This window comes from Sphingomonas yunnanensis (genome assembly GCF_019898765.1).
Classification (GTDB): Bacteria; Pseudomonadota; Alphaproteobacteria; order Sphingomonadales; family Sphingomonadaceae; genus Sphingomonas; species Sphingomonas yunnanensis.
The window spans coordinates 368,652-395,623 of sequence record NZ_JAIOKB010000004.1; the positions used below are offsets into that span (position 1 = coordinate 368,652).

A 26,972-nucleotide genomic window follows, 5' to 3' on the forward strand; every position below is an offset into this window, starting at 1 on the left:
TGGCACCCGGATTCGATGGGACAGAACGTCCCACCCGCCGTCGCACGGTCGCCACGCTCCGCCCGATCCGGAGGAAAAAGGGAGTGTGCACAGGCGCCTGGCTTGCCTAGTCTGGGCGTGGCGGACGGGAGAGAGGCGATGGTCGTTCCCTGTCTGGCAGCGTTGGTCATCGCCGCGGCACAGCTTCCCGCGCCGGTGCCCGGCGTCGCGGCACCGCCGTCGGAGCCGGCGGGCGCGGCTCGCGCCGATACAGACCCTGTGCCCGTGCCCGCGGCGGAACAGCGGCTCGGCGACAACGGCGACATCATCGTCGCCGCGCCCACGCGCAAGGTCATCGGCAACCGGGTGCGTGCCGCGACCGGCCCGGTATCGCAGAACGTGCCGATCGCGCGCTTCCAGGCGCCCGTCTGCGTCGCGGTGGGCGGCCTGCCGGGCAGGGTATCGGGCGAGATCGCGCAGCGCATGCTCGAGGACGCCGACGTCGCGGGCATCTCGCTCGCGGGCGAGCGATGCCGTCCCAACACGATGGTGCTGTTCGTCGACGACGCGCACGCCGAGGTGGCGAGAATGGCCAAGTCCAACCATCGCGCGCTGCTGGGCGTCGGTTTCAGAGCTCGTCGCGCGCTGCTCAAAAGCGCGGGGCCGGCGTTCGCGTGGCGGCTCACCGAGGTGCGCACGCGCGACGGCGAGACGAGCCTGCCGGGCGACGGTCCGCCGACCTTCCATGTCGCGAGCGCCTCGCGGATCGTCCAGCCGGTGCGGCAGGACGTGGTCACCGCCGTGCTGATCGTGGAGCGCAAGGCGGTAGTGGGGAAGACGTCGCGTCAGCTCGCCGACTATGCCGCACTGCGCCTGTTCGCCGGCGCGCGCGAACTGCCCGGCGGCGGGCTCGAGTCGATGCTCACGCTGTTCGGCAGCAGCGCCGAACCGCCGGCGCAACTCACCGCCTTCGACCGCGGCTATCTGCGCGGCCTGTACACCGGCGCGGCGAACGCCTTCGCCTTCAGCCAGCGCGGTCGGATGGCGGGCGCGATCGCGCGGGAGAACGAGGCCGGCGCGCCCGCTACCCCTTGAGCTCCATAGCCCGCGCGTAGAGCGCGCGGCGATCGAGCCCGAGTGCCTTGGCCACCTCACCCGCCGCCTTGGACGCGGGCAGGCGAGTGAGCGCCTCGGTCAGTGCGGCGTCGGCATCGTCCGCGCTCGCCGGGGCAGGCGGAGCGGGGGGCGCGATCACGATCACGATCTCGCCTCTGGGCGGCGCGTCGGCATAGCGCGCTGCCAGCGCGCCGAGCGTGCCGGTCACCGCCTCCTCGAACTTCTTGGTGATCTCGCGACACACCGCCGCCTCGCGATCGCCCAGCCAATGTGCCAGCGCGGCGAGGCAGGCACCCAGCCGCGGCCCCGATTCGTACAGCACCAGCGTGGCGCGTACCGCCGCGACCTCGCGGATCGCCTCGGCGCGCGCCTGCTCCTTGGGCGGGAGGAACCCGAGGAACAGGAAGCGGTCGGTCGGCAGTCCGGCGAGCGTCAGCGCGGCCACCGCGGCGCAGGCGCCGGGGACGGTGACGACGTGACGCCCCGCCGCGCGTGCCTCGCGCACCAGCTTGTAGCCGGGATCGGAGATCAGCGGCGTGCCCGCGTCGGAGACGAGCGCGACCACCTCGCTCGCCATCCGCTCGATCAGGCGCGGCCGCACCTCGGCGGCATTGTGGTCGTGATAGGGAGTCATCGGCCGCTTGGTGCCGATGTGGCGCAGCAGCCCGGCGGTGACCCGCGAATCCTCCACCGCGATGACGTCGGCGGCGGCGAGCACCTCGGCAGCACGCGGCGAGAGATCGCCGAGATTGCCGATCGGGGTGGCGACGATGTAGAGGCCAGGCGGTAGAGAGTTCACGGGAGTTGTCATGGCAGAGGCGATCGGGCGGCCGCAATGGTCGAACGCGTGGGGCCGATTGGTCGCGGTCACCGGCGCGCTGCTGCTCGCGGCCTGCTCGACGGTGGTGCCGCGCGCGCCCGTCGAGGCGCCGCGGCCGCAGACCCAGGCGCCGCCGCCGCGCGACACCGCGCCCGAGGTGATCAGCGGCCTGCCACAAGACACTGAGCGGCACCGCGTCGCGCTGCTGGTGCCGCTGTCGGGCAGCAACGCCGGGGTGGGGCGCAGCCTCGCCAACGCCACCCAGCTGGCGCTGCTCGACACGCGCAACGCGCAGGTGCGAATCACCAGCTATGACACCGCCACCGGCGCCGCCCAGGCGGCGTCGCGCGCGATCGCCGACGGCGCGCAGCTGATCCTCGGGCCGCTGCTGGCCGAGGACGTGCGCGCGGTGGCGCCGATCGCCCGCGCCGCGAAGGTGCCGGTGCTGTCTTTCTCCAACGACACCGGCGTGGCGGGCGACGGCACCTATGTGCTGGGCTATGCGCCGGCGCAGTCGATCGAGCGCGTGGTCGGCTTCGCGCGCGCCCGCGGCATGAACAATTTCGGCGGGCTGGTGCCCAACGCGTTGTACGGCAGCCGCGCCTCCACCGCCTTCCTGCGCGCGGTCGAGCAGGTCGGCGGGCGGGTGGTCTCGCTGCAGACCTATGACCGCGGCCCGGGCGCGCTCAGCGCGGCGGTGCAGCGCATGGCCAAGGACGCGCCGTTCGACGCGATCCTGATCGCCGACAGCGCCGGCTCGGCAACCGCGGCGGTGCCGCTGCTCCGGCGCAACAGCCCCTCGGCGCAGGTCCTCGGCACCGAGCTGTGGAACGCCGACAAGGGCGCCAGCGCGCCGGCGCTGAGCGGCGCGTGGTTCGCCAGCGTCCCCGACGATCTCTATCGCCAATATGCGCGCAACTATCGCACGCGCTTCAACGCCGCGCCCTATCGGTTGTCCAGTCTCGGCTACGATTCGGTTCTGCTGGTGGTGCGGATCGCGCGCGACTGGCGGCCGGGCACGGCCTTCCCCGAGCCGCGGCTGCGCGACGCGGACGGCTTCGCCGGGATCGACGGCGCCTTCCGCTTCGGTCGCGACGGCGTGGCCGAGCGCGCGCTCGAGGTGAAGGAGCTGCGTACCGGCGACGCGGTGGCGGTCTCGCCTGCGCCGACGGGGTTCGCGGGCAAGTGACAGCCGCCGCGGCGCGGCCGCGGCGGAGCGCCCTGTTCCTGCCTGCGTCCAACCAGCGCGCGCTCGTAAAGGCGCCCACGCTCGACTGCGACGCGGTCATCCTCGACCTCGAGGACTCAGTCGCGCCCGCGGTGAAGCCCGACGCGCGAGGGGCCGTTCTCATGGGCCTAGCAGCGAGGAGCTGGGGCACGCGCGAGCGCGTGGTGCGCGTGAACGGCGCCGACACGGACTGGGGCGCCGACGACCTCGCCGCGCTGCGTGGCGCGCCGCTCGACGCGGTGCTGCTCCCCAAGGTCGACGGCCCCGCCACGCTTCACGCCGCCCGCGCGGCGCTGGGCGAGGGCCCGGCGCTATGGGCGATGATCGAGACCTGCGCCGGCGTTGCGGCATTGCGCGCGATCGCCGCGGCGGCGCGCGAGACCGGGCTCGCCGCGCTCGTCGTCGGGCCCAACGACCTCGCACGCGAGCTGCGCTGCACGCCGGGCGAGGATCGCGCGCCGCTGTGGCCCATCCTCACCCAGGTGGTGCTCGCCGCCCGGCTCGCCGATATCGTCGCGCTCGACGGCGTGACCAACGTGATCGACGATGCCGCGGTGATCGAGCGTGCTTGCGCGCAGGGCGCGCGCTGGGGCTTCGACGGCAAGACTCTGATCCACCCGGCGCAGATCGCAGCGGCCAACCGCGCCTTCGCCCCATCGGCGGAGGCGGTGGCTCGCGCCGCACGGATCGTCGCCGCCTTCACCTTGCCTGAGCACGAGGCGTCAGGGGCGATCCGGCTCGAGGGGGAGATGGTGGAGCGGCTTCATCTCGCCGAGGCGGAGCGACTCCTCGCGCTCGACCGCGCGGTTCAGTCGCGGCAATAGCCCTCACCGGGCTCGACGGTCAGGCAGTCCTTCTTGCCGTCGAGATACTTCAGCCCGGTCGTGGCACCGTCACTCGGCCGAAGGAGTTCGCGCACGCCCGCCCGCTCGAAGGCGATACCTTCTGGCGTTACCTCGCCGTCGTACGTGCCCTTGTCGTCGAGGCTCCATTGCATCGCCAGCGACACCGCATCTCCCTCGCCCGAGCGTGGGGCGACGACGAGGTTGAGCCCTTCCACACCGCGCCATCGACCGAGATAGCGCGCGCGCGACACTGGTACGGCGCCGCTCACGGTGGGAGAGGGCGCCGCGAGGCCGACGTTCGAGATGCCTCCGTCCGGGGCGGCGGTTGCGTCGGCCGCAGCCCCGGTGGTGACGTTCCCCTCGGTCTCCCGTTTCCGGTCACCGCAGCCAGAGAGTAGCAGCAGCGCGGTAAGGGTCAGCGCGAGCTTCATCACCGCTCAACTCGCGCACCTCGGCACCGTTCCCGCCGCGGCGCGGTTCAATCCTTCGGCGCGGGCTCGTTGAGCAGCGGGATCAGCTCTCGGTTGAGATCGTCCAGGTCGAGCGCCGCGGCCTTGGCATAGCGGACGATCCCGGCGCGATCGATGATATAGTTGGTCGGCACGGCCGGCATTTCCGCGCTGATGCCCTTGATGCGGCGCACCGCGGGGATCGCCATGGCGGCGAATACCGGCTTGAGCTGCCGAAGCGGCGCTGACCCGTCGGTCGCCACCGCGAAGACGCTCAGCCCGTGCTGTCGCGCGCGGCGGTAATAGCCGTCGAGGAGCGGCAGCTCGGCGCGACACGGCACGCACCAGGTCGCCCAGAAGTTGAGCAGCACCACCTCGCCGCGATGCTCGGCGAGCGTGGTGGTGCGGCCGTCGACCAGCGTCAGCTCGATCGGCGGCGCCGGCTGACCCAGCTTGAGGTCACGCGCCGCGGCGGGTGTCGCCATGAGCGCGCCCGCCAGCGCGTAGAGCAGTAGGTGTCGCATCGTTCGGTTGCCCCCTTGGCAAGCTGACGCAGCGGCGCGTGCGCGGTCAAGCGGTTGATCGGCCCGATCCGGCGGGCATGTTCAGGAGGCCGAGGCGAGCGAGAGCCGGACACTCGCCGGTGGCGCCGCGGCGCGATCGAGCAGGAACAGGCCGGCGTCGTCGACGCGCTGCCGCTCGCCACCAGGGGCGGGCGCGGGAGGTCGCGTGGTCGGAAGAAGTTCTGCGTCGCGTGATAGCGCTGCGGCGAGGGCAGGTAGGTGGTGCGGTCGCTCGGCGGCACCCAGCAGCAGGTAATGAACGACCAGACCGTCGGTGATCGTACCGGCGAGATCCGCCTGGTAGAGCCGCGTGTGATAGGATCGTGACGGGTGATCAGCACGCTGACGGTGCCGTCGCCGCGCGGGCCGCCATCGACGCAGAAGGAGGAGTAAGCGCGCGCTCGATCGAGCCGCGACTCGCCGAGGCGACCCGCTCCAGCCCGGCGCGAGGGCGTAGCGCCCGCGAAGCAGCAGGTCGCGGCGCCACCCGCTGGCACGCATCCAACGCGCACCTAGGTTGCGGTCGCTCGGCGGCAGCGGCCGCAGCGTGACGCGGCCACCGCGTGGCGTGAGCGCGAAACCTGTCGGCTCGGCGATGTCGCGCGCGACATGCTCGGCGTCGAGGGTGACCCTGAGCCGTTCGCTCGGCCGCCAGTCAAGCGCCGCGGCGGCGAGGCGGCGCCATCCATCGACCCGCGCCATGTTGCGAGTCGCTCGCAACGCGCCGCGGGCCCGCTTCGACGGCCGGCCGCGGTTGACCTGTCGCCGCCTCGCGGCTACCCGCGCCACCGACATCGCTGAACCACTCGCGCGCCGAGTCCTGTCGAAGGGCGCGCGGGTTCGCCCGGCAGGCGGAGACCTGTATCCATGGCCAACGTAGCAGTCATCGGCGCGCAATGGGGCGACGAGGGCAAGGGCAAGATCGTCGACTGGCTCGCCGAGCGCGCTGACATCGTCGTCCGCTTCCAGGGCGGGCACAATGCCGGCCATACCCTCGTCGTCGGCGAGTCGGTCTACAAGCTGTCCCTGCTGCCGTCGGGGATCGTGCGCGGCACGCCCTCGGTGATCGGCAACGGCGTGGTGCTCGATCCCTGGGCGCTGAAGGCGGAGATCGAGCGGCTGTTGGGGCAGGGCGTCGTCGCCACGCCCGAGACGTTGCGGATCGCCGACAATTGCGCGTTGATCCTGCCGTTCCACCGCGATCTCGACGGCATGCGCGAGGATGCCAGCGGCGCGGGCAAGATCGGCACGACCCGGCGCGGCATCGGCCCCGCCTATGAGGACAAGGTAGGTCGTCGCGCGCTGCGCGTGTGCGACCTCGCGCACCTCGACGACCTTGGCCCTCAGCTCGACCGGCTCACCGCGCACCATGACGCACTGCGCGCCGGCTTCGGCGAGGCGCCGATCGATCGCGACGCGCTGGTCGCCGAGTTGCGCGCGATCGCCGGCTTCGTGCTGCCCTTCGCCAAGCCGGTGTGGCGCGATCTCAATGCGGCGAAGGAGGCGGGCAAGCGCATCCTGTTCGAGGGGGCGCAGGGCGTGCTGCTCGACATCGACCACGGGACCTACCCGTTCGTCACCTCGTCGAACACGATCGCTGGCACCGCCGCGGGCGGCTCGGGACTGGGGCCGGCGGCGGTGGGGTTCGTCCTCGGGATCGCCAAGGCCTACACGACACGCGTCGGCTCGGGACCGTTCCCGACCGAGCTCGAGGACGCGACGGGCGAGCGGCTCGGCACGCGCGGGCATGAGTTCGGCACGGTGACGGGACGCAAGCGACGTTGCGGGTGGTTCGACGCGGTGCTGGTGCGCCAGTCCGCGGCGGTGGGCGGGATAACCGGGATCGCGCTGACGAAGATCGACGTCCTCGACGGCCTGGACGAGGTCCGGATCTGCACCGGCTATCGTCTGCGAGGCGAGGTGATCGACTATTTCCCGGCGCACGCCGCCGACCAGGCGCTGGTCGAGCCGGTCTATGAGACGGTGGAGGGTTGGCAGGAGTCGACTGCTGGGGCGCGGAGCTGGGCCGACCTGCCGGCGCAGGCGATCAAATATATCCGTCGGATCGAGGAGCTGATCCGCTGCCCCGTGGCCTTGGTATCGACCAGTCCGGAGCGCGATGACACTATCCTGGTGCGCGACCCATTCGCCGACTGAGCGCGGAACGACCCCCATGCGGTCGCACGGGGGTCGGATCGGCGACGTTACTGCGGCGACTGCGGCGTGGTCGCCATCGGGTCGGCGCCGGTGGTGCGCGGGTTGTTCTGCGACATCGGGGCGACCGTGGGATCCGGATTCATCGTCTGAGTCGACGGGTCCGGCGTCGTGCTGGTGCTCGGCTGGCTCATCGTCGACCGGTTGCGCGACGAGCGCGCCGACTTACGGGCCGAGCGCGGCGAGGTCGTCGACATCGTGTCCGACTGCGTGCTCTGGGTGCTGGTGCCGGTCGAGCCGGGCTGCTGCATCGTGCCCATCGAACCCTGGTCCATGCCGGTGCCGGACTGGCCCATGCCCGTGCCCATGCTGCCGCCGGTGCTGCCGCCCGTCCCGCCGGTGGTCTGTGCCGAGGCGACGGCGGGCAGAGCGAGTGCGGCCGCGGCCGCGATCACGAGAATACGCATGTGAACCTCTCCTTGTGTGTGCGGTCCGAACGAAGCGCACGAAGCAGGTGTTCCAGCGATCCCTCGCCTAAATTAACCAAGTTAACCGCACTGCGCGCGGTGAAGCAAGGCCTGGTCCGCGAGCACCAGCGCGACCATCGCCTCCACCACGGGCACGCCGCGGATGCCGACGCACGGGTCGTGCCGGCCCTTGGTCGCGATCTCGACCGCCTCGCCCGTGCGCGTGACCGTCGGCACCGGGGTCAGGATCGAGCTGGTCGGCTTGAACGCGACGCGGACCCGGATCGGCTGGCCGGTGGCGATCCCGCCCGCGATCCCGCCGGCATGGTTGGCGAGGAAGGCGGGGCCGTCCGCGCCGGGACGCATCGCGTCGGCGTTCTGCTCCCCCGAGAGCGCAGCGGCGGCGAAGCCGTCGCCGATCTCGACGCCCTTCACCGCGTTGATCGACATGCAGGCGGCGGCGAGCTCGCTGTCGAGCTTGGCGTAGAGCGGCGCGCCCCAGCCCGCGGGCACGCCGGTCGCCTCGCACACCACCACCGCGCCGAGCGAGGAGCCCGCCTTGCGCGCGGCGTCGACCGTCTCTTCCCAGCGCGCCGCCGCCACGGGGTCGGGGCAGAAGAAGGGATTGGCGTCGATCGCGGCGTCGTCGAAGGTCGCCGGGTCGATCGCGTCGCCGCCGATCGCCTCGACCCAGGCGCGCACGCGCACCTGCGGCACCACCAGCCGCGCCACCGCGCCCGCCGCGACGCGCGCGGCGGTCTCGCGCGCCGAGGAGCGGCCGCCGCCGCGATAGTCGCGGAAGCCGTACTTGGCGTCATAGGCGTAGTCGGCGTGGCCGGGGCGATAGGCGAGCGCGACGTCCGAATAGTCCTTGGAGCGCTGGTCGACATTCTCGATCACGAGGCTGATCGGCGTGCCGGTGGTGCGGCCCTCGAACACGCCCGAGAGAATACGAACCTGGTCGGGCTCGCGCCGCTGCGTGGTGAAGCGCGACTGGCCGGGGCGGCGCCGGTCGAGCCAGGGCTGGATGTGCGCCTCGCCGAGCGCGATCCCCGGCGGGCAGCCGTCGACCACCGCGCCCAGCGCCGGCCCGTGGCTCTCGCCCCAGGTGGTGAAGCGGAACACGCGGCCGAAGGTGTTGTAGCTCATGCGCGAGGGTCCGGATGTTGCGAATGTTGAGTCGCCGGCGCGTCGAGACTCAACGTTCGCGGGCGGCCGATGTGGAACATGGCGCGCGCTGTGCCAGAAGCGTGCGGCTTAGGACAGGGGGCGGCTCTCGTCGGCGTGCCCTGTTTTCACGTCCACCCCGACGGGCACCGGGGTCCAGTCGGGGAACGTCTGTGAGTCTCACGTCAGCCTTCCCACCTGGACCCCGGCGTTCGCCGCGGTGGTGGCAATATAGAAGAGCGCACGCCCACCCGACTGCCGCTCACCCAGCGCCGAGCACCGCGAAGGCATCGGCGTGGCGCGCGTCGCCGCGGACGCCGCAGGGCATCAGCCCGCCCTGCAGCGGCAGCGCCAACAGATGCTCGCCCGCGTAGGGAGAGACGAAGTTGGACGCGTAATCCTCGTGAAAGCCGAAGCGCCGATAGTAAGCCGCGGCGCCCAGCACGAAGCACAGCAATACGCGCTCGGCCTCGAGCCGCTCGAGCCCGGCCTGCACCAGCGCCTCGCCGACACCGCGGCGGCGATAGGCGGGCGCCACCGCGAGGGGCGCCAGCGCCACCGCGGGCACCGCACGATCGTTGACCGTCACCGCCATCCGGCTGAACGCCACCGCGCCGACGATCGCGCCGGTGGCGCCGTCGACCGCCGCCATCATCAGCACCATCGCGCCGTCGACGCACAGCCGTCGCACGAGATCGGCCTCGTCGGCGCGCGCGAAGCAGGTGCGCAGCAGCGCGTCGATCCCCGCCACGTCCTCGCCGCGCGCGGGGCGGACGATCAGCTCGGCCGGGGCGCCCTCCTCAAGCAAGCGCGATGTCCGGCGCGTCCTCCGCCTTCATGCCGATGACGTTGTAGCCCGCGTCGACATGGTGGATCTCGCCGGTGACGCCGCTGGCGAGCGAGCTGAGCAGGTACAGGCCCGCGCCACCGACCTCCTCGATCGAGACGGTGCGGCGCAGCGGCGCGTTGAGCTCGTTCCACTTGAGGATGTAGTTGAAGTCGCCGATGCCGCGCGCCGCCAGGGTCTGGATCGGCCCCGCCGAGATCGCGTTGATGCGGATGTTCTCCGGCCCGAGATCGACCGCGAGATATTTGACGCTCGTCTCAAGCGCGGCCTTGGCGACGCCCATCACGTTATAGTGCGGGATCACCTTCTCGGCGCCATAGTAGGTCAGCGTCAGGATCGCGCCGCCGTTGGGCATCATCCTGCGCGCGCGCTGCGCCACCGCGACCAACGAATAGGCCGAGACGTTCATCGTCATCAGGAAGTTGTCGAGCGTGGTGTCGTAGTAGCGACCGCGCAGCTGCGACTTGTCGGAGAAGCCAATGGCATGGACGACGAAGTCGATCGTCGGCCATTCCCGCGCCAGCGCGGCGAAGGTGTCGTCCAGCGCGGCCATGTCGGAGACGTCGCAGTCGAACAGCCGCGCCACGCCGAGCTGCTCGGCGAGCGGCCGCACGCGCTTCTCCATCGCCGCGCCCTGGTAGGAGAAGGCCAGCTCGGCGCCGGCCTCGCTGAGCTGCTTGGCGATACCCCAGGCCAGCGACTTGTCATTGGCGAGCCCCATGATCAGCCCGCGCTTGCCCGCCATCAATCCGTTCACGTCCTTGCCCTGTATGTCATTCATCTTGTTCCGCCCCCTCTACAACCGCTACGGGCGGCTCCGCCAGTGCCGCGTTCAGGTGAGCGCCGAACACCAGGCCGAGGCCGATCAGATAGAAGAACAGCAGCATCACCACCACCCCGGCGAGGCTGCCGTAGGTGAGGTCATAGCCGCCGAGCTGCGACAGCACCCAGGGCAGGCCGGCGGTCATGCTCACCCACCACAGAGTGGTGAACAGCGCGCCGGGCCACTTCTTGCTGTCACTGCGGCGATAGCGGCCCGGCGTGACCGAGTAGAACAGCATGTACAGCGCGCCGAACATCACCGCCGCGGGCACCAGCCGGGCGAGGTTGAGCCAGTCTGCGACATGCTGCGCCACGGGGAGGAGCCGGTAGATGAACTGCTCGGCCGCGATCAGAAGCCCCTGCACCAGGAAGGAGAAGAGCGCGATCACGATCGAGCCGATGATCGCCAGGCTGAGCCCGAGCCGCGCGCGCCACAGCGACTGCGACGAGCGCGTGCCATAGGCGCGGCGGAAGATGTCGCGGATCGTCTCGGCGAAGCTGCCGACGGTCCACAGGCCGACCAGCGCGCCGAACCACAAGAGCGAGCCGGTGCGTGCGTGCAGCACGTTGCCGATCGGCTCGCGCAGGATCGTGCCGACATCGCGCGGCAGCACCGAGAGGAAGCTGGCGACCCCGCGCTGCACCTCGTCGGTCTGCCCGAACAGCGAGGCGACCGCGGCGGCGACGATGAAGAACGGGAACACCGTCATCAGCGCGAGATAGGCGAGGTTGCCGGCGTGGATGAAGCCGTCGGTATAGACGCCGACCGCGGCACGCTTCAGCACGGACCAGGTATAGCTGCCGGGTCGGACATGCGCGAGCTGGCGGTCTAGGCGACGTCGCGCGGCGCCGTGATGGCGCGCGCGATCCTCAGGCGTGAGCGTGGGAGGGGCGTCCTTCACCCACATCAGACTCCCATGGTCGCGCGCGGGTTCCCCGCGCCGGCCCAGCCCGCCACGAAGGACTTCAACGCGGCGTCGTCGGCGGGCACGTCAATCACGAGGCGAACGAGCTGGTCGCCGCGGCCTCCGGCCTTGCGGTGGAAGCCTTTGCCCTTCAACCGCAGCGTCTTGCCCGAGGTGGAGCCGGCCGGCACGGTGAGCATCACCGGCTTGTCGACGGTCGGCACCTTCACCGCGCCGCCCTCGACCGCCTCTTTGAGCGTGACCGGCAGGTCGATCCGTACGTCGTCGCCCTCGCGCGTGAAGAAGCGGTGCGGCTGGATCTCGATCGTCACGATCGCGTCGCCCGGGCCGCCGGCGCCGGGGTCGCCCTTGCCGGAGAGGCGCATCTGCGTGCCGGTGTCGACCCCGGCGGGCAGCTTGAGGTCGATCGTGCTGCCGTCGGCCAGGGTCACGCGCTGCGGCGCGAGCGCGGCGGCGTCGGCGAAGGGGACCTGGAGACGGTAGGCGACGTTGCCGCCCTTCGGCGGCGGCCCGGCGCCGCGGCGACCGAAGCCGCTGGCGAAGCCTCCCCCGCCGCCGCCGCGGCCGCCGAACAGCCCCTCGAAGATGTCGGACATGTCGGGCGCCTCGCCGCCGCCCATGTCGAACTGCTGCGAGCGGAAGCCACCCGCGCCGCCCGGTCGCCCGCCGCCGGCACCATAGCCGAAGGGGGCGGCGGGATTGCCGTCGCCGTCGATCTCGCCGCGATCGTAGCGCGCGCGCTTGTCCTTGTCGGTGAGCAGGTCATAGGCCGAGGTCACCTGGCCGAACCGCTCCGCCGCCTTCGGGTTGTCCTGATTGCGGTCGGGATGCAGCTCCTTGGCGAGCTTGCGATAGGCTTTCTTGATGTCCGCCTCGCTGGCGCCGCGCGCCACGCCCAGCGTCGCATATGGATCGGCCATGGATTCCCCGACTGGTGTGTTACTTCCCTATGTGGGATAGTCGCGGCACGAGCGCAATCGCCGTCGCGGCGCAAGCACCATCGCGCACGGTGTTGACCCGCCGCGGCGGGCCACCGTAGAAGACCGGCCGGGGCGGTCCGGTCGGGCCGCCCTTGTTCTTTCCGAGGAGAAGACCCCGTGTCGTCCACCCCTGCGCTGATGCCCGTCTACCCGCGGTGCGGCGTGCGCCCGGTGCGAGGCGAGGGCGTCTACCTCTACGGCGAGGACGGCGAGCGCTATCTCGACTTCGCCAGCGGCATCGCGGTGAACGCGCTCGGGCACGGGCACCCGAAGCTGGTCAAGGCGATCGCGGACCAGGCCGCGACGCTGATGCACACCAGCAACCTCTACGGCAGCCCGCAGGGCGAGCATCTCGCGCAGCGGCTCGTCGACAATACTTTCGCCGACACGGTGTTCTTCACCAACTCGGGCGCCGAGGCGGTGGAGTGCGCGATCAAGACCGCGCGGCGCTATCATTATGCCAACGGCAACCCGCAGCGGCACGACCTGATCACCTTCGACACCGCCTTCCACGGGCGGACACTCGGCGCGATCTCGGCGACCAACCAGGCCAAGATGCGCGACGGCTTCGAGCCGCTGCTGCCGGGCTTCCAATACGCCACGTTCAACGATCTGGCGGGCGCGCTCGCGCTGATCGACGAGCATACAGCGGGCTTCCTGGTCGAGCCGATCCAGGGCGAGGGCGGTATTCGCCCGGCGTCCGAGGAGTTTCTGCAGGGATTGCGCAAGGCGTGCGACGAGCACGGCCTGCTGCTGGTGCTCGACGAGGTGCAGGCGGGCTACGGCCGCACCGGCAAGTTCTTCGCGCACGAGCTGTACGGCATCACGCCCGACATCATGGCGGTGGCCAAGGGCATCGGTGGCGGCTTTCCGCTCGGCGCCTGTCTCGCCACCGCCGAGGCGGCCAAGGGCATGGTGTTCGGCACGCACGGCTCGACCTATGGCGGGAACCCGCTGGCGATGGCGGCGGGCGAGGCGGTACTCGACGTGATCCTGGAGGACGGCTTCCTCGACCAGGTGGCGCGGATGGGGGAGCGGCTGCGCGCCTCGCTCGAGCAGCTGATCCCCAACCACGATCACCTGTTCGATCACGTCCGCGGCCACGGGCTGATGCTCGGCCTCAAGCTGAAGAGCGATAGCCGCCGCTTCGTCGCGCACTGCCGTGACCAGCACGGGCTGCTGCTGGTGGCGGCGGGCGAGAACGTCGTCCGCGTGCTGCCGCCGCTGGTGATCGACGAGAAGCATATCGCCGAGTGCGTCGAGAGACTGAGCGAGGCCGCGCGGGTCTACGTGCCGGTGGCCGACGAGTAGGAGCAATCCTCCCCGCTCGCGGGGAGGGGGACCGCCGCGCGCCAGCGCGGTGGTGGAGGGGGCTCTCCGCGAACGGCAGCGCTGGTGGCGGCCCCCCTCCACCACTCGCTGCGCGAGCGGTCCCCAGTGGCAGGTCGATCATGCCCCCGGCATGATCTCGACTTGCCGGGGGCAAGTCGCCCTGCCACTCCAGTCTGGGGAGGATGTAAATGCGCCATTTCCTGAGCCTCAGCGACGCCGGTGGCGACGCGATCGCCGCCATGCTGAACGACGCGCTCGAGCGCAAACAGGCGCGCGCGGGCTGGCCCAAGGGCCGCGCCGACGCCGACGCGCCGCTCGCCGGCCGCGTGCTGGCGATGATCTTCGAGAAGAACTCGACGCGTACCCGCGTCAGCTTCGACATGGCGATCCGCCAGCTCGGCGGCCAGTCGATCGTGATGGAGGCGGGGCAGATGCAGCTCGGCCGCGGCGAGACGGTGGCCGACACCGCGCGCGTGCTGTCGGGCTATGTCGACGCGATCATGATCCGCACCGACGACCACGCCAAGCTGGAGGAGATGGCGGCGCACGCCAGCGTGCCGGTGATCAACGGCCTCACCGACGAGTCGCACCCGTGCCAGATCATGGCCGACCTGCTCACCGTCGTGGAGAGCGGGCGCCAGCTGCCCGGGCTCAAGGTCGCGTGGCTCGGCGACGGCAACAACGTGCTCGCCTCGATCGTCGAGGCGGCGGCGCTGCTCCACTTCGACGTGGTCGCGGCGTGCCCGCAGGGATTCCAGCCCGAGGAGGGGGCGATCGTCCGCGCCTCGGGCCGCGCGCGCGTCGTCGCCGACCCGCGCGAGGCAGTGGCCGACGCCGACGTGGTCGTGACCGACACCTGGATCTCGATGGGCCAGGCGCAGGCCGAGACCAAGCTGCGCGCGATGATGCCCTATCAGGTCGACGCCGCGCTGATGGCGGCAGCCAAGCCGGGTGCCGCCTTCCTCCACTGCCTCCCCGCGCACCGCGGCGAGGAGGTCACCCCCGAGGTGATCGACGGGCCGCAGTCGCTGATCTGGCAGGAGGCGGAGAACCGCCTCCACGCGCAGAAATCGGTGCTGCGCTGGTGCTTCGGCCAGATCGGTTGATCGGCGCGGCGCGGCTACCCAATTAGGGAGAACCAACCCACCTGCTCGCCCCTCCTCGTCGTGCCGGGATCGACCCGGCATCCATGGTGCGGCGCACGCCACCGGCCGGAGCGTGCGCCGAACGATGGACCCCGCAACACGTCCGGGGCGACGGACAGGGCAGCCGATTGTTCTGCGACCCCGCCAGCACGAGGCAGCCTTGACCGATCCCCGCGACCACGTCCCCGACCTCGACCGTGCGCTCGGCTTCACCATCCCGGCGCAGCACGCGCGCGGGCGCGTGGTGCGGCTCGGGCCGACGCTCGACACGATCCTGGCCGCGCACGCTTATCCCCCCGCGATCGAGACGCTGCTCGCCGAGGCGCTGACGCTGACCGCGCTGATCGGCAGCACGCTCAAGGACCCGCAAGGCCAGCTTACGATGCAGACGCAGACCGGGGCGGGCGTCGTCACCTTGCTGGTGTGCGACTATCGCGGCGGTGAGGTGCGCGGGTACATCCAATATGACGCCGAGCGGCTCGCCGCGGCACCGGCGCAGCCGTCGCTGTTCGCGCTGTTCGGTAAGGGTTATCTCGCGATCACCTTCGATCTCGCCACCACCGGCGAGCGCTATCAGGGAATCGTCCCGCTCGACGGTGACACGCTGAGCGAGGCGGCGCAGAGCTACTTCTACCAGTCGGAGCAGATCCCGACGCTGGTACGGGTGGGACTGAGCAAGGGTGCGGACGGGCGCTTCGTCGCGGGCGGTCTGCTGCTCCAGCACCTGCCCGAGGGCGAGGAGGGGCGCGAGCGGCTTCATACCAAGCTGGACCATCCCGAGTGGGAGCATGTCGAGGCGCTCGGTCAGACGATGGGCGTGGACGAGCTGGCCGACGCCGCCGTGCCGCTGGAGACTCTGGTGTGGCGGCTGTTCAACGAGGAGGCCGAGGTGCGCGTGCTGGCAGGGCAGGCGCTGGTGAAGGGCTGCCGCTGCGACGTCGACTATATCCGCTCGGTGCTCGCGCGCTTCCCGCTCGAGGAGCGGCTGGCGATGGCGGACGAGGCGGGCGTGATCGCGGTGGACTGCGCCTTCTGCTCGACCAGCTTCCCGGTGCGCGCGGACGAACTGGTGGGGTGAGGGGGGCTGCCGTGACGAGCGGCGCTCCTGTTCTCCCTGCACCGTCCGCTTGATCTCCTTAGCCGTCCGCTTCGAGTAGTCGTTGAGCTTGTCGAGACGGCGTGTCGGGGCCGCGGGCGGCACGCTCTCGACAGGCTCGATCACCACGCGAGCCGAACGGAGGGGAGGAGACGGGGAAAGGCGATAAAGAACATCACCGTTAGTCCGATCTTAACCTTCCTGCTCCATAAGCATCCTCGTGCTGTTCATGCGGCACGCTCTCTCCCTAGCTTGACCGCTCAAGCTCCTCACGGGCCGCCCTCGGGCGGCCCTTTTTCTTGCGCTCGGCCGCGCGAGGGCCTAGCTGGCGCCGCATCATGACCCAACTGACCCCCGCCGTCGCGCTCGTCTCGGGCGGGCTCGACTCGATGGTGTCCGCCGCGCTCGCGCGCGAGGCGGGCCACCCGCTGCTCGCGCTCTCGATCGACTATAACCAGCGCCATCAGGTCGAGCTCGCCGCCGCGCGGCGGATCGCGCACGCGCTCGGCGCGACGCGTCACGTCGTGCTGCCGATCGACCTCTCGGTCTTCGGCGGCTCGGCACTGACTGACCGGGACATCGACGTGCCGAAGGACGGTGTCGACGGCACCATCCCGGTCACCTACGTGCCGGCGCGCAACACGATCTTCCTCAGCCTGGCGCTCGGCTGGGCAGAGGCGGCGGGGGCACGCGACATCTACCTCGGCGTCAACGCGCTCGATTACTCGGGCTATCCCGACTGCCGCCCCGAGTTCATCGCGGCGTACGAGCGGCTCGCCGAGCTCGCCACCAAGGCGGGTGTGGAGGGCCAGCCGTTCCGTTTCCAGGCGCCGCTGCAGCACATGACCAAGGCCGATATCGTGCGCGAGGGTGCGCGGCTCGCGCTCGACATGGGGATGAGCTGGTCGTGCTACGATCCCGCGCCGGGCGGTCTGCATTGCGGACGCTGCGACAGCTGCCGGTTGCGGCACAAGGGCTTCGTCGAGGCCGGCGTGCCCGATCCGACGCTCTACGCGGCCGCCCCGCCGGTCGAGTGAGATGAGCTACGCGGTCAAAGAGATGTTCCTGACGCTCCAGGGCGAGGGCGTCCAGGCGGGACGGCGCGCGGTGTTCGTCCGCTTCGCCGGCTGCAACCTGTGGAGCGGGCGCGAGCAGGATCGCGCCACCGCGGTGTGCCGTTTCTGCGACACCGATTTCGTCGGGATCGACGGCGCGGGCGGCGGCCGCTTCGCCGACGCCGCGGCGCTGGTCGCGGCGGCGGAAGCTTTCTGGGGTCCGGACCGCGAGCGGCGCTTCGTGGTGCTGACCGGGGGCGAGCCGATGCTCCAGGTCGACGACGCCCTGGTCGACGCGCTTCACGCCGCCGGGTTCGAGATCGCGATCGAGAGCAACGGGACGCTGCCGGTCCATCGCGGTATCGACTGGGTGTGCATCAGCCCCAAGGCCGGCAGCGAGACGGTGCAGCGCTCGGGCGATGAGCTCAAGCTGGTATGGCCGCAGGCCGGCACCGACCTCGCAACGGTAGAGGGCTGGGAATTCCGCCACTTCCTGCTCCAGCCGCTCGACGACGCGGCGGGCGCGGCGAACGTCGAGGCGGCGATGGCGCTGGTGATGGAGCGACCGCGCTGGCGATTGTCGCTCCAGACGCACAAGCTGCTGGGCCTGCGCTGACGTCGTCGCGGGCCGCCGGCGCCGGCCGACGACCCGCGCGCCATCGTCGATCAGACCAACGCCGCCGGGGCCTCGCGCCGGCGCGAGGCCCCGCCACGCCGATCATCGCGAAGCCGGTCAGCATCATCGTCCAGGTGCCGGGCTCTGGGACCGCACTCAGCACGCCGAACACGTCGGCGCTCGCGCTTTGCCCCTCGCGGACATGGAACTCGCGCGCGGTCGAGTTGAGGTAGCCCTCACCGCGGACGTTGTCGAAGCCGCGCAGCTCGAACTGATAGGCCTGCCCGTCGACGACGAAGTCGTTGATGCTCTGAAGCGTGGGCAAGTAGACATAGTCGGCGTTCGCGTCCGCGCTACCGGTGTTGGGAGTGCTGTACAGGCCCAGCGCGAAGCTCTTGGCGAGATTGATCGACGCGCCCGGCGAAGTATATCTATAATGCCGCGTTAACTTCAGGGTGCTAGTGAGTCCAAAACCAAAACGAACCCCGCCTAAGAAGTCAGCTGACAAGGATGTTGCTGAGCGCCTTCGGCCACTTGCGCGTTTTCGAACCGAAGCATATCCCGAGGGCAATCGCCTCCTTTTCGGACGGGAACGTCACCAAGGTGCGGGGCGGAACGAGATAGTTTAGCAATGGCAGGATCTTGAGCACGGGAGGCTGAAGGGAGCACCGGATTGCCGCTATCGGCCGGTGCAGTATGACTAGGCAAATTGTTCTCGGCGCGAGAAGTTGCTTCGGACGGCGCCCCGATCGCGACTGACCGGCCGACGCGGGATCAGCGCCGGCCGGGCTATCAGTAGGCTGTGCCGCTGTCGCGCGACCCAAGAGGCCGCGCCGGGCGCTGGCTCTTCTCGTTCTCCCCTGTCCGTGGGCGGATGATCAGTCCCTCGTGATCTCAGCGCGCGGCGTAGACGACCGGAGTCAGCGGCGCGCCGCACTTCTGCTCGACGAACAGTCCTTTCTTCCAGCATGCCTCGTCGAACCGCGGCAGCGTCGCTGGCAGCACCTGGAGCGAGGGGAATTGCTGCTCGCCGAACGGCTTGAGACTGTTGCGCAGCTCGCGCATGCGCGCCATCGCGACGTCGCCGAAGCCACCGCGCGGTGCGTAGAGCGCGTCGCGACCGATGTTCGCCGCGGTGGCGCAGAAGTTGAACTGCGCCGCGACTGTGGCGAAGCCGGAATAGGTGCGCGTGCCGAACTGGTCGAGCGCTGTCTGGCCGTCCTTCTTGGTCTTGGCGACGCGGGTGAAGTATTTGCTCAGTGTGTCGAACGAATTCTGCAACTCCACGCGATGGTCGGCGAGGATCGCGTTATAGTTCTGCACCGTCAGCAGCGTCGGCTCGAACTGGCATTGCAGCGCGGCGACGTTGAGCGCGGCGCGCATGTTCCACACCACCCCCGCGCGCAGCTCCGCCGGCGTGGCGCCGGGCAGCGGGTGCCCCATGCCGTCCTCGTTCCCGATGATTGGCTCGCCGCGCAAATCCTTCGATTTGAAGAAAAACTGCGCCGAAGCCGGCGTCGTCGCCAGCACCCCAGCCGCCAGCGCCACCCAGGCGCCGACGATCCCCACCTTCAGCATTCCCCAACACTCCTCGTCGCGGCTACGGCCGCGCCGCCCTTTTACGTCAAATTGGGTAAATGGCCCAAGAACATTCTGTCGCTCGAATGATTCATTCCGGCGCGTGGCGCCGCCGTCATCGCTTTGCTTGTTGGCGTCGCGTAACGACGTGCCCGTTCGCGGGACAAAAGAAGAGGCCGCCCGGTCTCCCGCGCGGCCCCGTCAACACAATCGCCGGATCGCGGCAGATTACATCGCGTTCGACATGTTGGACATGTTCGACATCATCATGTCGTTACCCATCGTGTCGTTCGCCATCATGCCGCCGTTCATGGCGCCGTCCACGGCGGTCATGTTGTCGGTCATGGTGTCCATGCCCTCGGTGGCGTTCATGTCGGTGATCATGGTGTTCTCGCTGGTCTCGGTCTTCGAACCGCACGCCGAGACGGCGAGAGCGGCTGCCGCGAGCGCCGAACCGCCGAGGATCTTGGTGATGACTGCACGCATGAAATTGCTCCCTAGACAAAGGATTTGGCGACCATTCGGCCGTTTTTTGTCCCAAACCGACGTAGACATTAATCGCAGATGAGCGCCCTCTCAAGCCTCGTTTTCACCGACGCAAGTCAGGCTTTCAAGAAAGGCGTCCGCGGTCAACGACAGCGCCGCATCGAAAGTTGCAAGTTCGTGCGGTGAACCGAGCGCGGCGGCGCTGGTGACCGGATAGTCGGCGAGACCGCACGGCACGATGCCGCCGAAGTGCGCGAGATCGGGCGCGAGGTTGACCGAGAAGCCGTGCAGCGTCACCCAGCGGCGCACGCGAATGCCGATCGCGCCGATCTTGGCCTCGGCGCCGGCGCGGTCGCGCGTCCAGATGCCGATCCGGCCGGGCGCGCGGCAGGCGGCGATGCCGAGCTCGGCGAGCGCCGCGATCAGCCAGCCCTCCAGCGCGTGGACGAAGCATCGCACGTCGCGCCCGCGCCGGTTGAGGTCGAGCATGAGATAACCGACGCGCTGCCCCGGCCCGTGATAGGTGTAGCGCCCGCCGCGGCCCGCGGGCACGACCGGGAAGCGCGGGTCGACCAGCTCGCGCGGGTCGGCGCTGGTGCCGGCGGTGTAGACCGGCGGATGCTCGAGCAGCCACACCAGCTCGCGCGCGTCGCCCGCGGCGATCGCGGCGGCGCGCGCCTCCATCTCCGACAGTGCCGCCGCATAGTCGGTGAGCCCGGGCGACACGCGCCACTCCACGTCCTCGATCATCGTCGCGCGCTGCTCCATGCGCGCCAGATGTGCGTGCTCGGCGCGGTTGGCAAGCCGTCGGCGGAGCGCTAGGCCGGCGCGGGAAGGGGACGACGCGATGATCAGGATGGGCATGGTGTGGGAGCGCACGGTCGACGTGCTGCGCGGGCGCGCCGCCATCCTCGCCGGCATCGCTCTCGTCACCCTGTTCCTGCCCGCGGTGCTCAGCGCGGCGGCGACGAGCTTCCTGGGCGCTGTCCCGGCCACGCGCCCGCTGGCGAACCTCGTCTCGGCGGTGCTGATGCTGTTCGGCATGCTCGCGATCACCGCGGTGGCGAGCGATCCGCGCGTCGATCGCGGCGCGGCATATCGGCTCGCCGCGAACCGGTTGCCCGCCGCCGTCGGGGTCACACTGGTCCTGCTGATCGCGCTGTCGCTCACCTTCGTGCCCGGCACGCTCGCGCTGATCGCGGCGGGCGCGACCGTCACCCCCACCGGCATGGTCGAGATGCAGCGCGCCGCGGCCGGCCCGCTCGCGCTGTCGGCGGGGCTGATCCTGGTCGCCGCCGCACTGCTGCTGTGGCTGGGCGCGCGGCTCGCGCCGCTGTTCGCGGTGGTGGTGAACGAGCGGCTGGGGCTCGGTGCGATCCGCCGTGCCTTCGCGCTGACGCGCGGTGCCGCGGCGCGGCTGATCGGCGTGCTGATCCTCTACGCCGTGCTGGTGACGGTGATCACCGTCGCGGTGCGCTCGGTCGTCGGCGTCGTGCTGCGGCTGCTGCTCGACAGTGACGGCGCGGTGCTGTTCGGCACGTCGGTCGCGCTCGCGATCGTCAGCGCCGGCGCCACCGTGGTGCAGAACGTGTTCTACGCCCAATATTACGCCGCCGTGCGCGAGCACGACGAGGGGGCGCCGTTCGCATGAGCCTGACCTTCGCCGGGCTCCTCTCGGTCGCGTGGCGGCTGTTTCGCCGCGACCGCGCGCTGGTGCTTCGGCTCGCCGCGCTGTTCGTCTTCCTGCCCGCTTTCGCCGCGCTGCTGCTATGCGACCCGCTACCGCCGCTGCCGCCCGCGCCGCGCGACGAGCTGATGATGCGCGCGTGGCTCGCCGCGGTGGGCAGCTGGGGGCAGGGCAACGCTCTCTTCTACCTGCTCGCCGACCTGCTCGCCTCCTATGGCGTGGCGGCCATCGCGCTGCTGCTGCTCGACCCCGACCGGCTGACGGTCGGGCAGGCGCTGGGCCAGGCGCTGGCCCGGCTGTGGTCGTTCGTGCTGGTCAGCGTCGCTGTCGCGGTGCCGGTCGGTCTCGGCCTGTGGCTGCTGGTGCTGCCCGGGCTCTACGTCCAGGCGCGGCTGATCGCGGCGGTGCCCGCGCTCGCCCGGCACCCGGCGCTGCGCGCGGGGCCGGCGCTGCGGCTGAGCTGGAGACTGACCAAGGGGCAGGACTGGGCCATCACCGGCGCGCTCGTTACCTTGTTCCTGGCACAATGGGTCGTGGTGTCGCCGCTGCTGAGCGCGGACGAGGCGCTGCGTGCGCCGGGCAGCGGCGATCCGGTGCTGCTCGCGCTGGTGGACGCGCTGCTCGCCGCGGTGCCTGCGGCCTATGCGGTGGCGGTGCTGCTGGTCGGCGTGATCGTCTACCGCGTCGGTGCGAGCAGGGGCAGCTGAGGCGCGACGTCGGCGGGCAGCGCGCCGGTGACGCGCGGATCGGTGAAGGTCTCGATCGTGCGGCGCGCGGGAGTGAAGCCCTGCGCGCGATAGAAGTTGAGCGCCGAGGGATGATCGAGCGTGCAGGTGTGGAGCCACACGCGGTTGACGCCCGCGACCCAGGCACGCGCGAGCGTCTCCGCCATCAGCCAGCGGCCATGCCCTTGGCCCGTTAGCTCTGGCACCAGCGCGAAATAACCGATCTCGCAGGTGCCGGCCGAGCGGAAGTCGAGCTCGACCATGCCGACCTCGACGCCGGCACGGTCGACCGCCGCGAACACCTGCACCTGCGTGTCATGGACGATCGCGACGAGCGCGGCATCGTCTATGACGAGCCGCGAGAACCACAGCCAGCGCGCGCCGACGCGGCGGAACAGCGCGCGATACTTCTCCGGCTCGGGCCGCACCCAGCGCACCAGCCGCAGCGACGAGTCAGGTATGGGGCCCTGCGGCGGGCGGCCTCGCATCTCCAGCGAGGTGACCACCGCGGCGATCTGATCGGCGGGGAGGTGGGTCAGCCCCATGTCGCCACCGGCGGCAGGCTCATCAGGATCGCGTCGACGTTGCCGCCGGTCTTCAGGCCAAACAAGGTGCCGCGATCGTAGACGAGGTTGAACTCGGCGTAGCGCCCGCGCCATTCGCGCTGCTGCGCGACGTCCGCGTCGGTGAACGGCAGGTGCATCCGCCGCCGCACAATGCGCGGATAGGCGTCGAGGAAGGCGCGGCCGACGTCCTGGGTGAAGGCGAGATCAGCGGCGAAGTCGCCCTCCAGATGGTCGTAGAAGATGCCGCCGACGCCGCGGTGCACGCCGCGGTGCGGGATGTAGAAATACTCGTCGGCCCACTGCCTGAAGCGCGGGTAATAGCCGCTGTCGTGACGGTCGCAGGCGCGCGCCAGCGTGGCGTGGAAGTCGTCCGTGTCTTCCGCGATCGGCAGCGGCGGATTGAGGTCGGCGCCGCCGCCGAACCAGCGCTTGGTGGTGGCGAGAAAGCGCGTGTTCATGTGCACCGCGGGGACGTGCGGATTGGCCATGTGCGCGACCAGGCTGATGCCCGTGGCGAAGAAACGCGGATCGTCGCCCGCGCCGTGGATCGTGCGCGCGAAATCGCCCTCGAACGTGCCACCGACGGTGGAGACGTTGACCCCCACCTTCTCGAACACGCGGCCCTTCATCACCCCGCGCACGCCGCCGCCGCCGGGCGCGCCGCTCGGATCGGCGCGGTCCCAGGCGAGATAGTCGAAGCGCGCGTCGGAGCCGGCTTCGCGCTCGATCGCCTCGAACTCGGCGCAGATCAGGTTGCGCAGCTGCTCGAACCAGGTCCGGGCGGCGGTCTGCTGTTCGTCCAATATCATGGAGATGTGCTCTCGCCCGCGGGGAGGGTTCGGGTCAATCGGTCAATCTGTCCCATCCGCCGGTCTGGCGCAGCGCCTCGCCGAGAAGCAGCGCGCCCGCCACCGCGACGTTGAGCGAGCGCAGCCCCGCGCGCATCGGCACGCGCACGCGCAGGTCGGCCCGATCGTGGACGTGCGCCGGCACCCCCGCGCCCTCGCTGCCGAGCAGCAGCACGTCGTCCGCGGCGAAGCGCGCCTGCGGCAGCGGCACCGCCCCCGCGGTGGTGGCGAGCACGACGCGGCCCTCGACGGTGGCGAGGAAGGCGTGCCAGTCGGCGTGGCGCCGGACCTGGACGTGCGCGGCATAGTCCATCGCGGCGCGCACCATCACGCGCTCGCCGAACGGAAAGCCCAGCGGCTCGATCAGGTCGACCGCGAGGTCAAGGCAGGCGCCGAGCCGCAGCAAGGTGCCGACGTTGCCGGCGATATCGGGTTGGAACAGCGCGATCCGCATCGCCGCCGCTCTACGCAGGTTGTTGCGCGACCGCAAAATGGGATTGGCAAAGCGCGAGGCCCGCGGCTATCACCCCGCCAGACCGCCTCGGGGAAGGGCAGGTCGACGCGGGGAGGCGGCATGTCGCGACGGCATCGGATCGACCCGGCGGGAGAATGAAACGGGTAGAGGTTTGACGCGAATGGCGACGGTCGAGAACAACATTCCGCCGGGCGAGGACCCCGCACCCTATCACGAGCATGCCCACGACCCGCGTCGCCGCGACTTCATCAACATCGCCGCGGTGTCCTTCGCAGGCGTCGGCGCGGTCGCGATCGTGCTGCCGCTGATCAACCAGATGAACCCCTCGGCCGACGTGCTCGCGCTGTCGACCACCGAGATCGACATCTCGAAGATCGCGCCGGGTCAGGCGATCAAAGCGTCGTTCCGCAAGCAGCCGCTGTTCGTGCGCAATCTCACGCCCAAGGAGATCGGCGAGGCCAATGCGGTCGACGTCGGCTCGCTGCGCGACCCGCAGACGCTCGCCGAGCGCACCAAGGCGGGCAAGGAGAATTGGCTGATCACGCTGGGCGTCTGCACCCACCTCGGCTGCGTGCCGCTGGGCGCGGGCGAGGGCGAGAACAAGGGCCCGTTCGGCGGCTATTTCTGCCCGTGCCACGGCTCGGCCTATGACACCGCCGGCCGCATCCGGCAGGGGCCTGCGCCGCAGAACCTGCACGTGCCCGAGTATAATTTCACGTCCGACACCGTCGTGACGGTCGGTTGAGGGAGAACGAGAGATGAGCTTTCCCTGGGCCAAGCATTATGAGCCGAAGCAGCCGCTGATGCGCTGGCTGGACGAGAAGCTGCCGCTGCCGCGCCTCGTCTACAACGCCATCGGTGCGGGCTATCCGGTGCCGCGCAACCTCAACTATTTCTGGAACTTCGGCGTGCTCGCCGGGGCGGCGCTGGTGATCCAGATCGTCACCGGCGTGGTGCTGGCGATGCATTATGCCGCCAACGGCGGGGTGGCGTTCGGCTCGGTCGAGAGCATCATGCGCGACGTCAACGCGGGCTGGTTCCTGCGCTACGCGCACGCCAACGGCGCGTCGATGTTCCTCGCCGTGGTGTACATCCACATCGGCCGCGGGCTGTATTACGGCTCGTACAAGGCGCCGCGCGAGATGGTGTGGCTGCTCGGTGTGGTCATCTTCCTGCTGATGATGGCCACCGCCTTCATGGGCTATGTGCTTCCCTGGGGGCAGATGAGCTTCTGGGGGGCGCAGGTGATCACCGGCTTCTTCTCGGCGATCCCGCTGGTGGGCGACACCATCCGCATCTGGCTGCTGGGCGGCTTCGCGCCCGACAATGCCGCGCTGAACCGCTTCTTCTCGCTCCACTATCTGCTGCCGTTCGTGATCGCGGGCGTGATCATCCTGCACATCTGGGCGCTCCACATCCCGGGCTCGAACAACCCCACCGGCGTGGACGTGAAGGGCGAGCAGGACACGGTGCCGTTCCACCCTTATTACACCGCCAAGGACGGTGTGGGCGTGGCGGTGTTCTTCCTGATCTTCGCCACCTTCGTGTTCTTCTCGCCGAACCTACTGGGGCATCCGGACAATTATATCGAGGCGAACCCGCTCTCGACGCCGGCGCACATCGTGCCCGAATGGTACTTCCTGCCGTTCTACGCGATCCTGAAGAGCTTCACCGCGGACTTCATCCTGCCGGCGAAGCTGTGGGGAGTGCTGGCGATGTTCGGCTCGATCCTGCTGCTGTTCTTCCTGCCCTGGCTGGACAGCTCGCCGGTGCGCTCGGCCAACTACCGGCCGACCTACCGCTGGTTCCTGATCGTGCTGGTGGTCGACGTGCTGGTGCTCGGCTATGTCGGCGGCGCTGAGGCGAGCGCGCGCAACGTGATGATGGGGCAGATCGCCGCGGCCTATTATTTCGCGCACTTCCTGATCATCCTGCCGCTGGTGTCGGCGGCGGAGCGGCCGCGGCCGCTGCCCAACTCGATCACCGAGGCGGTGCTGTCGAAGCACGGCGGCACCGCGCCCACCAAGACCGCGCTGGCGGGTTGAGAACGAGACGAATAGGGGATCTGACAGGCAATGGTTCGTCTCATATCACTGGTGATCGGTGCGGGGTTCGTCTTCGTGCTCGCGCTCGCGCTGTTCTTCACCGCGAAGGACGCGATCCAGAATCCGGCGCCGCACAGCGCGGAGCATGAGTTCCGCCTGCACCCGGAGGACATCAACCTGTCCTCCGCGGGCTGGTTCGGCAAGTTCGACCGCCAGCAGGTCCAGCGCGGCTTCCAGGTGTACAAGGAGGTCTGCGCGGCCTGCCACTCGCTCAAGTACGTCGCCTTCCGCGACCTGCAGAAGATCGGCTATTCCGAGGCCGAGGTGAAGGCGATCGCCACCCAATGGGTGATCGAGCAGCCCAGCGTGAACCCGGAGACGGGCGAGGCGGCGACGCGCAAGAACCTGCCGTCGGATCACTTCCCGTCGCCGTTCGCCAACGAGGTCGCGGCGCGTGCCGCCAACGCCAACGCGCTGCCGCCCGATCTCTCGCTGATGACCAAGGCGCGCGAGGACGGCAGCAACTACGTCCACGCGCTGATCACGGGCTATCGCGACCAGCCGGCCGAGCTGCTCAAGAAGTTCCCGGACGCCAAGACGCCCGAGGGGCTGCACTACAACCCGTATTTCGCGAACCTCAACATCGCGATGCCGCCGCCGCTGACGTCGGACGGCCAGGTGACCTATTCGGACGGCACCAAGGCGACGCGCGACCAGATGGCGCGCGACGTGGCGGCCTTCCTGACCTGGACCGCCGAGCCCAACCTCGAGGCGCGTCACGCCGCCGGGCTGGCGGTGGTGATCTTCCTGATGATCTTCATCTATCTGACCTGGGGCGCGTATCAGAACGTCTGGCGCGAGGTGAAGCACTGAGCGGCGGTGGCGGGTCGGCGGCCCGTCCCGTCGACCGCCGCTGGCAATCCCCAGCGGGCGAGTGGATGTTCGTAGAAATGCT

At 70.2% G+C, this 26,972-nt stretch carries 30 protein-coding genes and 1 pseudogene; 14 read left to right on the top strand and 17 right to left on the bottom strand.

Annotation, left to right across the window (positions count from 1 at the left end; translation table 11 throughout):
* Positions 1-138: 138 nt before the first annotated feature.
* Entirely contained in the window at positions 139-1,074 is a 936-nt protein-coding gene (locus tag K7957_RS13740) for a hypothetical protein (protein WP_223012541.1), read from the top strand.
* Here the strand turns inward: K7957_RS13740 and rsmI are convergent.
* Complete coding sequence (gene rsmI / locus K7957_RS13745; protein ID WP_223012542.1) at positions 1,064-1,906, bottom strand: 16S rRNA (cytidine(1402)-2'-O)-methyltransferase; 843 nt, start codon at positions 1,904-1,906, stop codon at positions 1,064-1,066. The two genes, K7957_RS13740 and rsmI, sit on opposite strands and share 11 nt — an antisense overlap.
* Between rsmI and K7957_RS13750 the strand changes: the two genes are divergently transcribed.
* The gene (locus K7957_RS13750) at positions 1,905-3,104 is read left to right on the top strand and encodes a penicillin-binding protein activator (RefSeq protein ID WP_223012543.1); all 1,200 of its coding nucleotides are present in this window, start codon (positions 1,905-1,907) and stop codon (positions 3,102-3,104) included. The two genes, rsmI and K7957_RS13750, sit on opposite strands and share 2 nt — an antisense overlap.
* The gene (locus tag K7957_RS13755; protein ID WP_223012544.1) at positions 3,101-3,967 is read left to right on the top strand and encodes an HpcH/HpaI aldolase/citrate lyase family protein; all 867 of its coding nucleotides are present in this window, start codon (positions 3,101-3,103) and stop codon (positions 3,965-3,967) included. Before K7957_RS13750 ends, K7957_RS13755 begins: the two co-directional genes overlap by 4 nt.
* On the opposite strand, the gene K7957_RS13760 is transcribed toward K7957_RS13755, so the two are convergent.
* From K7957_RS13760 to K7957_RS13770, 3 genes are all read right to left on the bottom strand, one after another.
* The gene (locus K7957_RS13760) at positions 3,952-4,419 is read right to left on the bottom strand and encodes a hypothetical protein (protein WP_223012545.1); all 468 of its coding nucleotides are present in this window, start codon (positions 4,417-4,419) and stop codon (positions 3,952-3,954) included. The genes K7957_RS13755 and K7957_RS13760 overlap by 16 nt on opposite strands.
* 47 nt (positions 4,420-4,466) lie before the next feature.
* Positions 4,467-4,961 carry a TlpA family protein disulfide reductase gene (locus K7957_RS13765; RefSeq protein WP_223012546.1) on the bottom strand — a complete coding sequence of 165 codons (495 nt, stop codon included), beginning with the start codon at positions 4,959-4,961 and terminating at the stop codon, positions 4,467-4,469.
* Between the two features lie 81 nt (positions 4,962-5,042).
* Positions 5,043-5,702, bottom strand: a complete 660-nt coding sequence (locus tag K7957_RS13770; protein ID WP_223012547.1) for a hypothetical protein — start codon at positions 5,700-5,702, stop codon at positions 5,043-5,045.
* A 165-nt stretch (positions 5,703-5,867) separates the two neighbouring features.
* Here K7957_RS13770 and K7957_RS13775 point away from each other — a divergent pair, with 165 nt between their 5' ends.
* On the top strand, positions 5,868-7,157 hold the full coding sequence (locus K7957_RS13775; RefSeq protein ID WP_223012548.1) for an adenylosuccinate synthase: 1,290 nt from the start codon (positions 5,868-5,870) through the stop codon (positions 7,155-7,157).
* Positions 7,158-7,204: 47 nt separating this feature from the next.
* Here the strand turns inward: K7957_RS13775 and K7957_RS13780 are convergent, their stop codons facing one another.
* The 6 genes from K7957_RS13780 to K7957_RS13805 form a co-directional block, all read right to left on the bottom strand.
* On the bottom strand, positions 7,205-7,621 hold the full coding sequence (locus tag K7957_RS13780) for a hypothetical protein (RefSeq protein WP_223012549.1): 417 nt from the start codon (positions 7,619-7,621) through the stop codon (positions 7,205-7,207).
* A gap of 81 nt (positions 7,622-7,702) precedes the next feature.
* Entirely contained in the window at positions 7,703-8,770 is a 1,068-nt protein-coding gene (gene aroC, locus K7957_RS13785) for a chorismate synthase (RefSeq protein ID WP_223012550.1), read from the bottom strand.
* Positions 8,771-9,050: 280 nt separating this feature from the next.
* Complete coding sequence (locus K7957_RS13790) at positions 9,051-9,596, bottom strand: GNAT family N-acetyltransferase (protein ID WP_223012551.1); 546 nt, start codon at positions 9,594-9,596, stop codon at positions 9,051-9,053.
* Positions 9,589-10,380, bottom strand: coding sequence for an enoyl-ACP reductase FabI (fabI, locus tag K7957_RS13795; RefSeq protein ID WP_223012610.1), 792 nt, complete (start codon positions 10,378-10,380; stop codon positions 9,589-9,591). The genes K7957_RS13790 and fabI overlap by 8 nt, the downstream gene beginning before the upstream one ends.
* A gap of 28 nt (positions 10,381-10,408) precedes the next feature.
* Positions 10,409-11,365 (bottom strand): YihY/virulence factor BrkB family protein, encoded by a 957-nt coding sequence (locus tag K7957_RS13800; RefSeq protein WP_223012552.1) that lies wholly within the window; start codon positions 11,363-11,365, stop codon positions 10,409-10,411.
* Positions 11,365-12,303: a DnaJ C-terminal domain-containing protein gene (locus tag K7957_RS13805; RefSeq protein ID WP_223012553.1), complete on the bottom strand. Its 939-nt coding sequence runs from the start codon at positions 12,301-12,303 to the stop codon at positions 11,365-11,367. The genes K7957_RS13800 and K7957_RS13805 overlap by 1 nt, the downstream gene beginning before the upstream one ends.
* A 177-nt stretch (positions 12,304-12,480) precedes the next feature.
* Here K7957_RS13805 and K7957_RS13810 point away from each other — a divergent pair, with 177 nt between their 5' ends.
* The 5 genes from K7957_RS13810 (at position 12,481) to queE (ending at position 17,607) form a co-directional block, all read left to right on the top strand.
* Positions 12,481-13,674 (top strand): aspartate aminotransferase family protein, encoded by a 1,194-nt coding sequence (locus K7957_RS13810; protein ID WP_223012554.1) that lies wholly within the window; start codon positions 12,481-12,483, stop codon positions 13,672-13,674.
* 209 nt (positions 13,675-13,883) lie between these two features.
* Entirely contained in the window at positions 13,884-14,801 is a 918-nt protein-coding gene (argF, locus tag K7957_RS13815) for an ornithine carbamoyltransferase (protein WP_223012555.1), read from the top strand.
* A 199-nt stretch (positions 14,802-15,000) separates the two neighbouring features.
* Positions 15,001-15,918, top strand: a complete 918-nt coding sequence (gene hslO, locus K7957_RS13820) for an Hsp33 family molecular chaperone HslO (RefSeq protein WP_246617067.1) — start codon at positions 15,001-15,003, stop codon at positions 15,916-15,918.
* Between the two features lie 356 nt (positions 15,919-16,274).
* Complete coding sequence (gene queC / locus K7957_RS13825) at positions 16,275-16,973, top strand: 7-cyano-7-deazaguanine synthase QueC (RefSeq protein WP_223012557.1); 699 nt, start codon at positions 16,275-16,277, stop codon at positions 16,971-16,973.
* Between the two features lies 1 nt (position 16,974).
* Positions 16,975-17,607 (top strand): 7-carboxy-7-deazaguanine synthase, encoded by a 633-nt coding sequence (gene queE, locus K7957_RS13830; protein WP_223012558.1) that lies wholly within the window; start codon positions 16,975-16,977, stop codon positions 17,605-17,607.
* A gap of 226 nt (positions 17,608-17,833) precedes the next feature.
* Here the strand turns inward: queE and K7957_RS20795 are convergent.
* The 4 genes and pseudogenes from K7957_RS20795 to lipB all read right to left on the bottom strand — a co-directional run.
* Positions 17,834-18,178, bottom strand: a pseudogene (locus K7957_RS20795) (choice-of-anchor K domain-containing protein); the annotation flags it as partial.
* Between the two features lie 323 nt (positions 18,179-18,501).
* Entirely contained in the window at positions 18,502-19,185 is a 684-nt protein-coding gene (locus tag K7957_RS13835) for a hypothetical protein (protein ID WP_223012559.1), read from the bottom strand.
* 228 nt (positions 19,186-19,413) lie between these two features.
* Positions 19,414-19,671: a hypothetical protein gene (locus K7957_RS13840; protein WP_219756462.1), complete on the bottom strand. Its 258-nt coding sequence runs from the start codon at positions 19,669-19,671 to the stop codon at positions 19,414-19,416.
* 90 nt (positions 19,672-19,761) lie between these two features.
* Complete coding sequence (gene lipB / locus K7957_RS13845; RefSeq protein WP_223012611.1) at positions 19,762-20,439, bottom strand: lipoyl(octanoyl) transferase LipB; 678 nt, start codon at positions 20,437-20,439, stop codon at positions 19,762-19,764.
* 79 nt (positions 20,440-20,518) lie between these two features.
* Here lipB and K7957_RS13850 point away from each other — a divergent pair, with 79 nt between their 5' ends.
* Both K7957_RS13850 and K7957_RS13855 read left to right on the top strand, forming a co-directional pair.
* The gene (locus K7957_RS13850; RefSeq protein WP_223012560.1) at positions 20,519-21,322 is read left to right on the top strand and encodes a hypothetical protein; all 804 of its coding nucleotides are present in this window, start codon (positions 20,519-20,521) and stop codon (positions 21,320-21,322) included.
* On the top strand, positions 21,319-22,065 hold the full coding sequence (locus K7957_RS13855; protein ID WP_223012561.1) for a hypothetical protein: 747 nt from the start codon (positions 21,319-21,321) through the stop codon (positions 22,063-22,065). Before K7957_RS13850 ends, K7957_RS13855 begins: the two co-directional genes overlap by 4 nt.
* Here the strand turns inward: K7957_RS13855 and K7957_RS13860 are convergent.
* From K7957_RS13860 to K7957_RS13870, 3 genes are read right to left on the bottom strand one after another with little or no spacing between them, the layout of a single operon-like run.
* The gene (locus K7957_RS13860; protein WP_223012562.1) at positions 22,035-22,628 is read right to left on the bottom strand and encodes a GNAT family N-acetyltransferase; all 594 of its coding nucleotides are present in this window, start codon (positions 22,626-22,628) and stop codon (positions 22,035-22,037) included. The two genes, K7957_RS13855 and K7957_RS13860, sit on opposite strands and share 31 nt — an antisense overlap.
* Positions 22,619-23,458: an oxygen-dependent coproporphyrinogen oxidase gene (gene hemF / locus K7957_RS13865; protein WP_223012563.1), complete on the bottom strand. Its 840-nt coding sequence runs from the start codon at positions 23,456-23,458 to the stop codon at positions 22,619-22,621. The genes K7957_RS13860 and hemF overlap by 10 nt, the downstream gene beginning before the upstream one ends.
* A 34-nt stretch (positions 23,459-23,492) precedes the next feature.
* On the bottom strand, positions 23,493-23,951 hold the full coding sequence (locus tag K7957_RS13870; protein WP_223012564.1) for a tRNA (cytidine(34)-2'-O)-methyltransferase: 459 nt from the start codon (positions 23,949-23,951) through the stop codon (positions 23,493-23,495).
* A gap of 181 nt (positions 23,952-24,132) precedes the next feature.
* Here K7957_RS13870 and petA point away from each other — a divergent pair, with 181 nt between their 5' ends.
* From petA to K7957_RS13885, 3 genes are read left to right on the top strand one after another with little or no spacing between them, the layout of a single operon-like run.
* Positions 24,133-24,717: a ubiquinol-cytochrome c reductase iron-sulfur subunit gene (petA, locus tag K7957_RS13875; protein WP_223012565.1), complete on the top strand. Its 585-nt coding sequence runs from the start codon at positions 24,133-24,135 to the stop codon at positions 24,715-24,717.
* A gap of 13 nt (positions 24,718-24,730) precedes the next feature.
* Entirely contained in the window at positions 24,731-26,017 is a 1,287-nt protein-coding gene (locus K7957_RS13880; RefSeq protein WP_223012566.1) for a cytochrome b, read from the top strand.
* A gap of 30 nt (positions 26,018-26,047) precedes the next feature.
* The gene (locus K7957_RS13885; protein WP_223012567.1) at positions 26,048-26,890 is read left to right on the top strand and encodes a cytochrome c1; all 843 of its coding nucleotides are present in this window, start codon (positions 26,048-26,050) and stop codon (positions 26,888-26,890) included.
* The last annotated feature ends 82 nt before the right edge of the window (positions 26,891-26,972 follow it).